Origin of the sequence: Psychroflexus sp. S27 (assembly GCF_002810405.1) — a bacterium.
In the GTDB taxonomy this organism is placed as follows: domain Bacteria; phylum Bacteroidota; class Bacteroidia; order Flavobacteriales; family Flavobacteriaceae; genus Psychroflexus; species Psychroflexus halocasei_A.
This window is the reverse complement of the sequence record NZ_NEXQ01000024.1, coordinates 398,471-411,942: the sequence shown is the minus strand read 5'-3', so window position 1 is coordinate 411,942 and position 13,472 is coordinate 398,471. Positions and strand designations below refer to the sequence as shown.

At 35.2% G+C, this 13,472-nt stretch carries 10 protein-coding genes; 5 read left to right on the top strand and 5 right to left on the bottom strand.

Features of this window, described 5'->3' with window-relative positions; all coding sequences use genetic code 11:
• Positions 1-17: 17 nt before the first annotated feature.
• The 4 genes from rpsJ to rpsL are packed head-to-tail and all read right to left on the bottom strand — an operon-like array spanning position 18 to position 3,317.
• Complete coding sequence (rpsJ, locus tag CAP47_RS09645) at positions 18-323, bottom strand: 30S ribosomal protein S10 (protein WP_093237890.1); 306 nt, start codon at positions 321-323, stop codon at positions 18-20.
• Between the two features lie 8 nt (positions 324-331).
• Positions 332-2,440 carry an elongation factor G gene (fusA, locus tag CAP47_RS09640; RefSeq protein ID WP_100776424.1) on the bottom strand — a complete coding sequence of 703 codons (2,109 nt, stop codon included), beginning with the start codon at positions 2,438-2,440 and terminating at the stop codon, positions 332-334.
• A 6-nt stretch (positions 2,441-2,446) separates the two neighbouring features.
• Positions 2,447-2,923, bottom strand: a complete 477-nt coding sequence (gene rpsG / locus CAP47_RS09635) for a 30S ribosomal protein S7 (protein WP_100776423.1) — start codon at positions 2,921-2,923, stop codon at positions 2,447-2,449.
• A 19-nt stretch (positions 2,924-2,942) separates the two neighbouring features.
• Positions 2,943-3,317 carry a 30S ribosomal protein S12 gene (rpsL, locus tag CAP47_RS09630; protein ID WP_093237901.1) on the bottom strand — a complete coding sequence of 125 codons (375 nt, stop codon included), beginning with the start codon at positions 3,315-3,317 and terminating at the stop codon, positions 2,943-2,945.
• Between the two features lie 60 nt (positions 3,318-3,377).
• On the opposite strand from rpsL, the gene CAP47_RS09625 reads away from it, so the two are divergent.
• The 5 genes from CAP47_RS09625 (at position 3,378) to rlmB (ending at position 12,673) form a co-directional block, all read left to right on the top strand.
• Positions 3,378-5,012: a hypothetical protein gene (locus CAP47_RS09625; protein ID WP_100776422.1), complete on the top strand. Its 1,635-nt coding sequence runs from the start codon at positions 3,378-3,380 to the stop codon at positions 5,010-5,012.
• A gap of 121 nt (positions 5,013-5,133) precedes the next feature.
• Complete coding sequence (locus tag CAP47_RS09620; protein ID WP_100776421.1) at positions 5,134-8,331, top strand: SusC/RagA family TonB-linked outer membrane protein; 3,198 nt, start codon at positions 5,134-5,136, stop codon at positions 8,329-8,331.
• 7 nt (positions 8,332-8,338) lie between these two features.
• The gene (locus tag CAP47_RS09615; protein WP_100776420.1) at positions 8,339-9,814 is read left to right on the top strand and encodes a RagB/SusD family nutrient uptake outer membrane protein; all 1,476 of its coding nucleotides are present in this window, start codon (positions 8,339-8,341) and stop codon (positions 9,812-9,814) included.
• 99 nt (positions 9,815-9,913) lie between these two features.
• Positions 9,914-11,866, top strand: a complete 1,953-nt coding sequence (locus tag CAP47_RS09610; RefSeq protein ID WP_100776419.1) for a S8 family serine peptidase — start codon at positions 9,914-9,916, stop codon at positions 11,864-11,866.
• A 75-nt stretch (positions 11,867-11,941) separates the two neighbouring features.
• Positions 11,942-12,673 carry a 23S rRNA (guanosine(2251)-2'-O)-methyltransferase RlmB gene (gene rlmB / locus CAP47_RS09605; protein ID WP_100776418.1) on the top strand — a complete coding sequence of 244 codons (732 nt, stop codon included), beginning with the start codon at positions 11,942-11,944 and terminating at the stop codon, positions 12,671-12,673.
• A gap of 19 nt (positions 12,674-12,692) precedes the next feature.
• On the opposite strand, the gene CAP47_RS09600 is transcribed toward rlmB, so the two are convergent.
• Positions 12,693-13,451 carry a rhomboid family intramembrane serine protease gene (locus CAP47_RS09600; protein ID WP_100776417.1) on the bottom strand — a complete coding sequence of 253 codons (759 nt, stop codon included), beginning with the start codon at positions 13,449-13,451 and terminating at the stop codon, positions 12,693-12,695.
• Positions 13,452-13,472 lie beyond the last annotated feature (21 nt).

Sequence of the window (13,472 nt, the reverse complement as noted above, 5' to 3'; positions counted from 1 at the left end):
TATAATTTATAAATTAATTAAACTTTAATTTCTACTTCGACACCACTAGGCAACTCAAGCTTCATCAACGCATCTATCGTTTTTGATGAAGAACTGTAGATATCTAGCAATCTCTTATAAGAGTCCAATTGAAATTGTTCTCTCGCTTTTTTATTAACGTGTGGAGATCTTAAAACCGTAAAGATTTTTTTCTTTGTTGGTAAAGGAATTGGTCCAGTCACAACAGCTCCTGTCGTTTTCACAGTCTTAACAATCTTTTCAGCAGATTTATCTACTAGATTGTAATCGTATGATTTTAATTTTATTCTAATTTTTTGACTCATGATACTTATTATTCGTTTGATCCTGTTGCTGCCTTAATAACTTCTTCCGAAACATTAGAAGGCGTTTCTTTATATTCTGCAAACTCCATTGTAGAAGTTGCACGACCTGATGATAATGTTCTTAAAGTTGTAACGTAACCAAACATTTCTGATAATGGCACATCTGCTTTAATTACCTTAGCACCTGAACGATCAGACATATCATTAACCTGACCTCTTCTTCTGTTCAAATCACCGACAATATCACCCATACTCTCCTCTGGAGTTACAACTTCAACCTTCATGATTGGCTCAAGAACAACAGCTCCAGCTTTTTTTGCAGAAGCCCTATAACCCATTTTTGCAGCCAACTCAAATGATAATTGATCTGAATCCACAGGGTGGAATGAACCGTCAGTTAAAGTCACTTTTAAGCTATCCATTTTAAAACCAGCCAAAGGACCGTTTTTCATAGACTCTTTAAATCCTTTTTCTACTGAAGGAATAAATTCTTTAGGAATACGACCTCCTTTAATTTTATCAACAAACTGAAGTCCAGTTCCTTCAAAATCATCATCTACAGGCCCCATCTCAAATACAATATCAGCAAACTTACCACGACCACCTGATTGTTTCTTATAGACCTCACGGTGTTCGGCAGATTTAGTAACAGCTTCTTTATATTCAACTTGTGGCTCACCTTCATTAACTTCAACTTTGAATTCACGCTTTAAACGATCAACTAAGATTTCGATATGCAACTCTCCCATACCTGAAATAATTGTTTGACCTGAAGCTTCATCAGTTTTAACCTGGAAAGTTGGATCTTCTTCTGCTAATTTAGACAAAGCAACACCGAGTTTTTCAACATCTGCTTTTGTTTTAGGCTCAACAGCAATACCGATTACAGGATCAGGAAACGTCATAGACTCCAAAACAATAGGAGAATCAAGACTAGTTAATGTATCACCTGTTTTAATATCTTTAAAACCAACAGCCGCTCCAATATCTCCAGCTTCAATACGATCGATAGGCTCTTGTTTATTAGAGTGCATTTGATACATTCTAGAAATTCTTTCTTTTTTTCCAGAACGGTTATTTAAGACATACGACCCTGCATCTAAGGCTCCTGAATAAGTTCTAAAAAATGCCAAACGACCTACGAAAGGATCAGTAGCAATTTTAAAAGCTAAAGCAGAAAATGGTGAGTTAACATTTGGTTTTCTAGATTCAGGCTCACCTGTTTCTGGATTTTCACCTTCAATCGCCTCTACATCAACTGGTGATGGCAAGTAGCGCATCACACCATCAAGCATAGCTTGAACACCTTTATTTTTGAAAGCAGAACCACACATCATCGGAATGATCGACATGTCAATTGTTGCAGCTCTTAAAGCAGAAATGATTTCATCTTCAGTGATCGAGTTCTCATCTTCAAAAAACTTCTCCATCAACTCTTCATCATATTCAGCAACAGCTTCAACAAGCTCAGCTCTATACTTATTAACATCCTCTACAAGTTCTTCAGGAATCTCAATTTCCGTATAAGTCATACCGAAATTTTCATCATCCCAAACGATTGCTTTTTTAGATATTAAATCAACAACACCTTTAAAATCAAGCTCATCTCCGATAGGAACCTGCAATGGAACTGGGTTACCACCTAACATTTCCCTTACCTGATTACACACGTTAAAGAAATCAGCACCCTGTCTATCCATTTTATTTACAAAACCTAAACGAGGAACTTTATATTTATCAGCTTGCCTCCACACTGTTTCCGACTGTGGCTCAACACCATCAACCGCACTAAACAATGCAACAACACCATCCAAAACTCTTAATGAACGCTCAACTTCAACTGTAAAATCAACGTGACCAGGTGTATCGATAATATTAACGACATATTCTTGATCTCTATAATTCCATGTACAGTGCGTTGCTGCAGAAGTAATTGTAATACCTCTCTCCTGCTCTTGCTCCATCCAGTCCATAGTTGCAGCTCCTTCATGAGTCTCTCCAATCTTATGGTTAACCCCAGTATAGAATAAAATTCTTTCTGAAGTTGTCGTTTTTCCGGCATCAATGTGGGCGGCGATACCTATATTTCTTGTATATTTTAAATCTCTTTGTGCCATTATGTTTTAGAATCTAAAATGTGAGAATGCTTTGTTTGCTTCAGCCATTCTGTGCGTATCAACACGCTTCTTCACTGCAGCACCTTCTTCTTTGGCAGCAGCAAGTACTTCAGCTGCTAGCTTAGCAGACATTGTTTTTTCGTTTCTTTTTCTAGAGTATCCAATCAACCACTTCATAGCGATTGAAATTTTACGATCTGGTCTGATTTGCGCTGGAATCTGAAAAGTCGCACCACCAACACGTCTACTTCTCACTTCTACGTGAGGCATAACGTTTGATAAAGCATCTTTCCAAATCTCTAATGCAGTCTTTTCATCATCTTGCTTTTTTTCTTCAACAAGATCAATTGCATCATAAAAAATCTTAAATGCAATTGATTTCTTACCATCCCACATCATCATGTTCACAAATCGAGTCACTAACTGGTCACCAAACTTTGGATCTGGTAATAGTGGTCTTTGTTTAACTTGTTTTTTTCTCATGTCTTTGCTTTAAGTATTTTTATTTCTTTGGACGTTTTGCACCATACTTAGAGCGTCTCTGTAAACGACCTTCTACACCAGCTGTATCAAGTGCTCCACGCACAATATGATATCTTACTCCTGGTAAATCTTTTACTCTACCGCCTCTAACTAATACTATCGAGTGTTCTTGTAGATTGTGTCCTTCTCCTGGGATGTATGCGTTTACTTCCTTACCATTTGTCAATCTAACTCTGGCTACTTTTCTCATAGCTGAGTTAGGTTTCTTTGGCGTCGTTGTGTAAACACGCGTACATACTCCACGGCGTTGAGGACAAGAATCTAAAGCCACCGATTTACTCTTCTTAGTCATCGAGCGTCTTCCGTTTCTTACTAACTGTGAAATTGTTGGCATAATTTTGCTTAAATTATTTAATCTTTTTTAAGGTTTGCAAATGTATTAAAATAATTTTATTTGACAAATATTAATTCATTAATTATCAATAGGAAACAAATTTTATTTAATATTGAAGGCCTGATAATGACACCACTAAGAAATCATATATTTTGGATTCTACTCGCTTTCATCTTAAGCGTGACAAACTCTTTTTCCCAAGAAAAAAAGCCTTTTAATGAGAAAAGCCTAAGATTATTAGAAAAACTTCAGCTTAATATTAATAATCATATTGACAAGAAATCCGCTTTAGATAGCCTTCAGAAAAAAGGTTACATTTTTTCTGAAATTAATTTAAAAAATGATTCTCTTCATATTAAAAAGGGTGATTTAATAGAAAAAATTAAATTATCATATAAATCACCTGATCAGAAAAAACAATCTTCAGAAATCTCATTTAAGAATCTAAAAAGCACTTTAAAACAAATCAACCAAAACTACAGCGATCAAGGTTTTCCTTTCAACGAAATAAATATTGACAAAATCACACAACTAGATACGCATCTCATCAAAATGGAATTAGTGATTACTAAAAACCAAAAAAGACGTATCGATGATTTAATTATTAAAGGCTATACTCCTCTTTCATCAAAACAAATAAAACGCAGCTTGAATATTGGGAAGAAAAATTTAAGTAAACAAAAGATAAATGAAGAATTGGAATATCTACAAAACAAGCTCAGTTTTAAATTAATTAAAAACCCGAGTGTCTTATATAAAAAAGACAAAAGCGTTCTTTATCTATATACCGAGAAAGCGAGCAGAAATATGTTTGACGGTGTACTGGGATTTTCAAATGAAAATGACAAGTTCAAACTCAGTGGTGATTTAGAATTAGAACTCAACAATAATTTAAATGCCGGAGAAAGTTTTCAACTCAATTACAAGAACACAGATTCTGACCAAGAAACCATCAGAGCAGAATTGACGTATCCATTTATATTTAATTCAAGATTTGATCTAGAAACAAATTTTCAGATTTTCAGACAAGATTCATCTTACACAAACACAAGCTTCAAAGCTGGATTAAATTTCAACATCAACAAAACCTATTATATAAAAGGTAGCTACCAAACAAGAAAGTCAAATGCAATTAACGAAGAGACAAACAAAGACTTTAAGTACAATGCATTCAGCGCAACTTTTGGTGCGAGATGGGAAAATTTAGGCCAAATTGAATTAAGTACTGAATTTGGCCAACGCAAAACAGAAACAACAGACAATCAAACTTTACTAGAGATCAAATATTTCAACAAAGTTAATTTTAACAAAACGTATCATTTATTGATACAAAACGAGAACGCTCTTTTATCTTCTAAAAACTATCTTAACAATGAAACATTTAGAATTGGCGGCATAAATAGCATCAGAGGATTTCTTGAAAACAGTATAATTTCAACAAAATATAGCTCATTAAGGCTAGACCACAACTTTGAATTAACTGAAACACTCACAATTATCGGAATTACAGATTATTTGTTGTCTTTCAATGATTTAAATAAAATTCGGACAAATTACTACAGTTTTGGATTTGGATTATCACTGCAACAAAACAACACAAACATCCGTATCATCATGGCTAACGGATTTACAGACAACAGTGATATTGACTTTAATAATACAAAAATACACATCAGACTTGCAACATTTTTCTAGCCAAGAATGACATTAAAGCGATGGTTTAACACTTGTTACACTAAAATTATCACAAAAAGTCTTGCTCAATTAACTTTTTATTTTAATTTTTGGCATCGGCTAATTCAAATAAAACAATAAAATGAGAACAAAATTTAGTGGATTTCTGACACTTTTACTAGTGTTGGCGGTGCAAATTTCATTTGCACAAACTAAAACAGTGACAGGTAATGTCACTGGAGAAGATGGTTTACCTATTCCTGGGGTAAACGTTATCGAGAAAGAGACATCGAACGGGACGCAGACAGATTTTGATGGTAACTACACAATTGATGTAGAAACTGGAAAAGTACTTGTCTTTTCGTACCTAGGGATGAAAACGCAAGAAATTGAAGTCGGAAGTCAATCGACAATTGAAGTAAGCTTGCAAGAAGACGCAGCTGAACTTGACGAGGTGGTTGTGACAGGTTACTCGACTTCATCTAAAAAGTCATTTACTGGTAGTGCAACACGGGTAAGTGCTGATGAACTCAACAAAAAGAGTGTTTCAAACGTTTCGCAAGCATTAGCAGGTGAAGCAGCTGGGGTTAGAGTAATCAATACCAGTGGACAACCAGGTTCTAGTGCACAAATTAGAATTAGAGGTATCGGTTCTGTTAATGGTAACACTGCACCACTTTATGTTGTGGATGGCGTACCTTACAACGGTAACATCAACTCGATTAATCCACAAGATATCGAGAGCACAACTATATTAAAGGATGCGGCTGCAACTGCAATCTATGGTTCTAGAGGTGCAAACGGTGTAATCGTTATCGAAACTAAAACAGGTAGTGGTAAAACAGGATCTATTGAGGTTTCAACTAAAACAGGATTTAACTACAACTTAATTCCACGTCATGACGTGATCGAATCTCCAGAACGCTATATTGAGCTTGGTTGGGAAGGTTTGAAAAACTACGGAATGTACAAAGAAGGTTTTGATCAAGCTGGTTCTATTGACTATGCGAATGACGAATTATTCGGGGATGGTCAAGGAATTGGATCACATTACAACATGTGGAATGTTGCTGACGGTGGAGAATTAATCAACCCTTCAACAGGACAGGTTAGAGATGGTGTAACAAGACGATACAACCCAGAAGATTGGGAAGACTACGGCTTCCAAACATCAAACAGAACTGAAGCGAACATTAAAATTAGTGGTGGTGATGAAAAAACAAGCTACTTTACGTCTTTCGGTTACTTGAAAGATATCGGTTATATTGTTGATTCAGACTACGAAAGATACAGTGGCCGTTTAAACTTACAGCACAAAGCTAAAGAGTGGTTGACAGGAAACATGAATGTTGGCTATACAATCTCAGAAACAAACGACAATGGTCAATCAAGTGACTCAGGATCTATTTTCTGGTTTACTGATAACATTCCTGCAATCTATCCATTATTCTTAAGAGATGGCGCTGGAGATATGGTTCCAGACCCTTACTACGGAGGTAACCAATATGACTACGGTGAAGATGGTAGACGTTTTGGAGCACAGGCAAACTCAATTGCTGATGCAAAATACAGTACGAGTAAAGACGAAAGACATGAGATCAACACAAACTCTTACTTAAAAGCTGATATTACAGATTATTTAAGTGCTGAAGTAAGATTTGGTTCTCAATACTATAACAATAGTGCAAATAGCAGAAACAGCCCATTCTACGGTCCAAGTAGAGGAGAAAACGGTTCTATCTTTAAACAAAAAACAGAATTGTTTAGTGCTAACTTCCAACAGATCATCAGATTTAGTGAATCTTATGGGAATCATAACATTGATGCCTTAGCTGCACACGAAAGTAACTCTTGGGAAAGACAAACACTATACGCAGGTAAAAGTGATGTCATTGACCCTGAAGGAACTGAATTCAACAACGCTGTTGTTGTGAGCACGCCTCCGGGATCATACGTTGATAATTATACATTAGAGAGTTACTTTGCTAACGCAAACTATAACTATGATGATACTTACTTCCTTTCAGGTACTGTACGTCGAGATGGATCTTCAAGATTCTTAGACGATAACAAATGGGGTACTTTTGGCTCTGTAAGTGCTGCTTGGGTAATGAGTAATGAAGACTTCTTAACAGATGTTGATGCAATTGACTTCTTAAAGTTAAAAGCGAGTTACGGTTTAATCGGTGAGCAAGGTGGTGTTGGTTTATACCCTGGTTACGACAGATTTGATATTGGTAATGTTAATGATGATCCATCATTCTCATTCGGTACAAGAGGAAACAAAGACTTAACGTGGGAAACTTCTAAAATGTTCCAGGTCGGTGTTGAATCTAATATAGGTGATTTCTTAGAAGTCAATATTGATTACTATAGAAAAAACACTGAAGACTTATTGTTCGACAGAAGACAAGCACCTTCAACTGGTATTGCTATCTTAACTGTGAATGACGGAGAATTATTAAACTCTGGATTAGAGTTTGACGTGAAAGCAAATATTATTAAAACCCCAGATTTCTACTTAAACGCAGGAATCAATGGAGAAGTATTGAACAACGAATTGAAAGCAATGCCAATTGACCCATCTACTGGTACCAATAAAGTTCTTGATGTTGCTGGACTTTACGGACGTTCTGAGGGGCATTCATTATACGACTTCTACACAAGAGAATACGTCGGTGTTGATCCAGCAAATGGTCTTCCTATCTGGAATACTTACTTTGATGTTGACACAGGGCAAGATATCAGAAGTTTACACGAGTACACAACTGCTAATCCTAATGCTAATATTGATGTTAGAGAAACGAATGACCCTGCTAATGCGACTAAACGTTATACAGGTCAAAGTGCAATTCCTGATGTGAGAGGTGCTTTCAACCTTTCTGCAGGCTACAAAGGCTTTAGTATCAGTGCGCAGTTCCTATACCAAATTGGAGGACACGCTTATGATGGTGCTTATGCTGACTTAATGCACAATGGTGTTGTCGGTGGTAACAACTGGCATACTGATATCAACAACAGATGGCAACAACCTGGCGATATCACTGATGTGCCAAGAATTGATAACAATGCGACGAAGAATGTGAATGCTTCATCAACGCGTTTTATCACTAAAGCTGATTTCTTATCATTGAACAACGTCAGATTAGGTTACGACTTGCCAAGTGCATTCTTACAAGATTCTGGTATTGCTGATGCTTCTATCTATGTCACAGGCGACAACTTATTCTTATTCTCTAAGAGAGACGGGTTCAACCCATCAACGTCTATCAGTGGAGCATCCACATATAGATATTCACCGCTTTCTACTTTCACAGTAGGCGTAACTTTAAAATTCTAAAAAAACTATGAAAACACTAAATAAATTATTCGGTGCAGCTCTAGTGGCGTCATTGTTATTTTCTTGTAACGATGATTTCCTTGAAACTGAACCAACTGAGTTTATCAGTTCAGATCAAATCGGAGATCTTTCAGAACAGAATCCTGAACTCCAAGCCGCAAACATTAAAGGTATCTATGCCTTAATGTACCAAAGAGGAACAGGGGGAACTTTAAGACATACTGACTTTGGTCAAAAATCTTATGATATTTACGGAGATTTGCTCTCTGGAAACATGGTCATGGGAGGTCTCAACTACGGATGGTATTCTAACGTTGCAGACTTAACGATGACGACTGATTATAATGACACTGAGAATTATGAAGCGTGGAGATATTACTACAGACTGATCTTCTCTGCCAACTTAATGATTGAACAGTTGGGTGGTAATGATGAAATACCAGAAGACGAACAAGCACAAGTATATTATGCTCAAGCAAAATTCTTCAGAGGAATGTCATACTTTTACTTGATGAATTATTTCACAGAAGGTTATGCACCCGGAACACAAGGAATCCCATATTATGACGTTGTGTCTGATGCTCAACCATCAATAGAACAAGCAGAATTGTATGGTAAATTAACTGATGACCTTAAGCAAGCAACTCAATTACTCGAAGGTTTCGATCGAGGAACAATTAAAAATGAGGTTAATCAAGACGTTGCTGAATCATATTTAGCGTATGCTTATGCAGCAATGGGTGAAGACGATTTAGCAGCTACACATTCTAAAAATGTTATTGACAGAGGTAATCACCCTATTATGACAGCTGCTGAAGTATCTGGAACAAGTGCACCAGCTGGTTTTAATGATGCATCTACTCCAGGTTGGATTTGGGGTATGGACATTACTTTAGACCAAGGCTTAGGTCTTGTATCATGGTGGGGACAGGTTGATGTTTACACTTATAGTTATGCATATGTAGGAGATCCTAAATCTATAAACGCTGAATTATTAGATGAAATGCCTGCTGATGATGTAAGAAAAAGCCAATTTTCTGACGTTTTTGGATCAGGGCAACCAGCACCAGTTAACAAATTTTTTGCAGAAGGTAGAAGCTTAGGAGGTCAAAGAAATATTACTTCAGATTATATTTATTTAAGAATGGCTGAAATGTATCTGTTAAATGCAGAAGCAAGCGCTAAATCAGGTGATGAAGCAACTGCAAAAACTTCATTAAAAGCTGTTGTTGAATTGAGAGTAAATGATGCGACTTACATTGATGCTTTATCAGGTCAAGATTTACTTGATGAAATCTATGTACAAACTCGTCGTGAACTTTGGGGTGAAGGTAAATCTTACTTAGCAATGAAGAGAAACGAAGCGACAGTGAAGTATCCTACAAATCATTTAACAAATGCTGGTGAAACATACCAATATAATGCAGATGAATTAACTTTTGAATTTCCAATTGAAGAAGTTCAAAATAACCCGAACTTGTAATTATCAAATATTTTATAAATATTTAATAATAAGTTAAATCATTAACATTGATTACGCCCAAATATCTATATATTTGGGCGTAATTATTTATATAAACTTATGAAAAAGATTATTTACTCTATTTTATTTTTAACAACATGCTTTGGTTATTCTCAGACAGAAAATGACAGAGAAAAAATCAAAAGTTCTTACAATCAAAAAAATGTTGAAAGCTTAAAAAAGGAAGTCTTTAAGTATTCAAAAGAGAGAAAAAAACGTGTCAACAATCTTATTGCTAAAAATAACATTACCGATCAAGATTTTATTAATAGCTTATACGATGTTATCGACAACAATCTAATTTTCAGAGCAACTGAAAATGTTAACGCATCTTTACTCACAAGGACCCTTGAGTTAAATACAGGCGGAAGTTTGGGATTAAATCTTAATGGTGAAGAACATTCTGTAGGTGTTTGGGATGAAAAGAGAGTAATGGTAAATCATGATGAATTCAAACTAGTTGATCAAGATTCTAAAGTGACTATAGGAGATTCAGGAAATAGTTTTGGTGGTCATGGAACGCATGTTGCCGGTACCATTGGAGCTTACGGAATAAACCCTAGTGCCAAAGGAATGGCTCCGGAAGTTGAAATTTTAACTTACGATTGGCAAGATGATATTGCTGAAGTTCTTGCTGCCGCAAATGAAGGCCTTTTAATCTCCAATCACTCTTATGGAATACCCATTTTTAATAATCAAGGAAATCTAGCTCTACCTGCTGCTTATGTAGGAGCATATATGAACGATGCATATTATTGGGATTATCTAGTTCATCAGCTAGATTATATATTGCCTGTCATGTCAGCTGGAAATGAAGGAGTTCCCAATAATAGCCAAGCCATAGCACCTGGTTATGATAAATTATTTGGAAACAAGGTCAGTAAAAACTTATTGATAGTAGCAAATTCATTCAAACCTTATTTTGATGAAGATACGAATGAAAGATTGACTGAAGCAACAATTAATCCTTCTAGTTCTGAAGGCCCTACAGATGACGGACGAGTAAAGCCTGATATTGCTGGTATGGGCTCCAACTTAGAGTCATCATACTATTTTGTTGGCTCACCGAGTGCTACTGATGGTTATGCAACTTTGACAGGGACTTCGATGTCAACTCCAAATGTTGCGGGATCTTTAATCTTATTACAACAATATAATAATGAACTATATAGTGAACACTTAAAATCATTTGAATTAAAGAATTTAGCTATTCACACAGTATACGATCCACAATCACCAAGTATAGGTCCTGATCCAAAATTTGGTTGGGGCGTGCTTGATGCTTATGAATCAGCATTGGTAATTCAAAATAAAAATAATAGTGAAATTATTTTTGAATCACATGAATTAAGCGATGGGCAAACGATCTCTTATGATATTACAGTATCAGAAGACTCTAGTGTTAAAGCTTCTATAGTTTGGAACGACATTGCAGGTAAAGGAACGGCAAGCTCCCCAGGAAACTCTCCAACTTTAAATGATCCAACTCCTGCATTAGTCAATGATTTAGATATGCGAATCATAAACAATGATACTGATGAAGAATATATGCCATGGGTATTAGATATGTCGTCTACTCCAATTGCTGCTATTAAAGCTGATAATAATGTAGATAATGTTGAAAAGATAGAAGTTAATAATTTACCAGCAGGTAATTATACAATTGAAATATCTCACAAAGGCTCGTTGGTTGCAGGAGATCAAGAATTTAGTCTTATTGTAACTGGTATCGATTCTTTTTTAAGTACTGAAAATATTATTAGTCAAAATGAGATCAAAATATGGCCTAACCCAGTCAAAAATTATTTAAACATAACAGGTGCTGAAGCATTTGAAGGTCAAGCCGAAGTAAAAGTTTATGATTTAAGTGGGAGGTTAGTTCTTTCTTCAACAAAAAATTCTACTTCTCAAAATACAATCCAAATGAATACAAGTTCATTATCAACTGGAACATACTTAGTCAAAATTACAGATGGTAAAACATCATTAAACAAGAAAATAATTAAAGAATAATCACTTTAATATTAGACTAAATTAAAAGGCTGACATATCTTTGTCAGCCTTTTGTTTTTGTATAAAATGAATCTTATGGAAAATATAATTTTTGGAAATCACAGTGTTCAAGAAGCTTTAAATCAGAAAAAAGATATTGATAAAATATTAATCAATATGAACTTAAAGAACAAGTTTAACGATTTGGCTTCTCAAGCTAGAAAGGAAAACGTCAAAGTTTCTTATGTTCCTGTTCAAAAGTTTAAGAAGTACGATCATCTAAATCACCAAGGTATCATTGCTGAAATTTCTGATATCAACTATGCTGATTTTGAAGAAACAGTTGAAAAAGCTTTAGAAAAAGATGAACCAGCGACTTTCTTATTATTAGATGGAATTACAGATGTAAGAAATTTAGGAGCTATTTTAAGAACAGCTGAATGCACAAATGTTGCTGCAGTGATTTTGCCAACACAAGGAAGTGCAAAAGTCAATAGCCAAGCGATAAAAACTTCAGCAGGAGCAGCCTATAAAGTGAATATTTGCAAAGTTAATCATCTTAAAGACGCTATATTTTATCTTCAATCATCAGGTGTGAAACTTATTGGTGCGACAGAAAAAGCAAATCAAAATATTTATGAAACTCAACTCACAGAATCAACCGCATTTGTGATGGGAAGTGAGGAAAACGGCATTCATCATAGCATTGTAAAAATGTTAGATGAAACTGCTAAAATTCCACTTTTAGGTGAAATCAACTCTCTCAATGTTTCAGTGGCTTGCGGAATGTTTCTTTATGAGAATTTAAAACAAAAACTCAATAAATAATTGAGATAACAGAGGTGTTTTAATCTTCCTGTTTCGGCTTATAGTAAACCTTTATTTCTAATTGATTTGATGAATCGTTTGATACTTTATCGATTGATTCTTCTTCGGGTTCTACAGGACTAAAATGACCATTTTCATCAAATTGTCGCATAAACTCTTTCTCTTTTTCTGTTTGCTTCACTGACTTATGCTTTTTTATATTAAATTCAGAAGTAACTAACTGAGAAGTGTAAAAATAGCTTAATAGAAAGCCGACAATTAAACCAGACAAATGGCCTTCCCAAGAAATATTCTCTTTCGTTTGATCAGGCAAAACGCCCCAAACTAAACTCCCATAAACAAATGCTACAGTGAGCGCAAGCGCAATTAATCTATAATTTTTAGATTTAATACCATTAAAAAATAAAAAGCTAGCCAGAAAGTAAACTACGCCACTCGCTCCAATATGGTATGACGGCCTGGCCATAATCCAAGTTAATATTCCGCTCAACAGAAACCCATAAAGTAGAATTTTGAGATGCCTTTTAGGATAAAAAAAAGTTAAAGCAGAAATTAAAATAACCAACGGAATACTATTTTTAAATAGATGTTCTATTCCGCTATGAATAAAAGGACTCAGCAAAATCCCACTCAAACCTTTAAGAGATCTTGGGTACAATCCATATTTATTAAAATTGAATCCAAATCTAATTTCAATCCAATAGACAATCCAAATTGCTAATAAAGCAAAAAAAGGAAGCCATAAATATCGATATGTTTGGTAAAGCTTAGATTTCATCAACGTGAAGATATCAAAAAA

Excerpts from the sequence above, each read along its gene's own strand:
- fusA (WP_100776424.1), bottom strand. The coding sequence starts at position 2,440 with ATGGCACAAAGAGATTTAAAATATACAAGAAATATAGGTATCGCCGCC.
- CAP47_RS09620 (WP_100776421.1), top strand. The coding sequence starts at position 5,134 with ATGAGAACAAAATTTAGTGGATTTCTGACACTTTTACTAGTGTTGGCG.
- rpsL (WP_093237901.1), bottom strand. The coding sequence starts at position 3,317 with ATGCCAACAATTTCACAGTTAGTAAGAAACGGAAGACGCTCGATGACT.
- rpsG (WP_100776423.1), bottom strand. The coding sequence starts at position 2,923 with ATGAGAAAAAAACAAGTTAAACAAAGACCACTATTACCAGATCCAAAG.
- CAP47_RS09615 (WP_100776420.1), top strand. The coding sequence starts at position 8,339 with ATGAAAACACTAAATAAATTATTCGGTGCAGCTCTAGTGGCGTCATTG.
- CAP47_RS09600 (WP_100776417.1), bottom strand. The coding sequence starts at position 13,451 with ATGAAATCTAAGCTTTACCAAACATATCGATATTTATGGCTTCCTTTT.
- CAP47_RS09610 (WP_100776419.1), top strand. The coding sequence starts at position 9,914 with ATGAAAAAGATTATTTACTCTATTTTATTTTTAACAACATGCTTTGGT.
- rlmB (WP_100776418.1), top strand. The coding sequence starts at position 11,942 with ATGGAAAATATAATTTTTGGAAATCACAGTGTTCAAGAAGCTTTAAAT.
- rpsJ (WP_093237890.1), bottom strand. The coding sequence starts at position 323 with ATGAGTCAAAAAATTAGAATAAAATTAAAATCATACGATTACAATCTA.